Here is an 837-nt window from a genome sequence, read left to right as displayed (position 1 = left end):
CTCGGCGATCTTCATCGCCTCTTCGATCAGGGTCTCGACGATCTTCGACTCCGGGACGGTCTTGATCACCTCGCCCTTGACGAAGATCTGCCCCTTGCCATTACCGGACGCCACCCCGAGATCAGCCTCCCGGGCCTCCCCCGGACCATTGACGACACAGCCCATCACCGCCACCCGCAGCGGCACCTCCATACCCTCCAGCCCCGCCGTCACCTCATCCGCGAGCTTGTACACATCCACCTGCGCCCTGCCACAGGACGGACACGAAACAATCTCCAGACGCCGCTGCCGCAGATTCAACGACTCCAGGATCTGGATACCGACCTTGATCTCCTCCACCGGAGGCGCCGACAACGACACCCGGATGGTGTCCCCGATCCCCTCCGCCAACAACGCCCCGAAAGCCACCGCCGACTTGATCGTGCCCTGGAACGCCGGCCCCGCCTCCGTCACCCCCAGATGCAGCGGATAATCACACTTCGCCGCCAGCTGACGGTAGGCATTCACCATCACCACCGGGTCATTGTGCTTCACCGAGATCTTGATGTCCCGGAACCCGTGCTCCTCGAACAACGAGCACTCCCACAACGCCGACTCCACCAACGCCTCAGGAGTCGCCCTGCCGTACTTCTCCAGAAGACGACGGTCCAACGACCCGGCATTGACCCCGATCCGGATCGGCGTACCCGCCGCGGAGGCCGCCTTGGCGATCTCCTTCACCTTGTCGTCGAACTGCCGGATATTACCCGGATTCACCCGCACCGCCGCACAACCCGCGTCAATCGCCGCGAACACGTACTTCGGCTGGAAATGAATATCCGCGATCACCGGAATCTG

General features: G+C 63.2%; 1 protein-coding gene. It reads right to left on the bottom strand.

The genetic code is table 11. The annotated features are described in order from the left end of the window. Positions 1–837: flavodoxin-dependent (E)-4-hydroxy-3-methylbut-2-enyl-diphosphate synthase (gene ispG, locus FCI23_RS55975; protein WP_136731802.1), on the bottom strand; the 837-nt coding region annotated here is incomplete at both ends.

The organism is Actinacidiphila oryziradicis, from assembly GCF_005047355.1.
In the GTDB taxonomy this organism is placed as follows: domain Bacteria; phylum Actinomycetota; class Actinomycetes; order Streptomycetales; family Streptomycetaceae; genus Actinacidiphila; species Actinacidiphila oryziradicis.
This window is presented reverse-complemented; position numbering and strand designations above follow the sequence as displayed.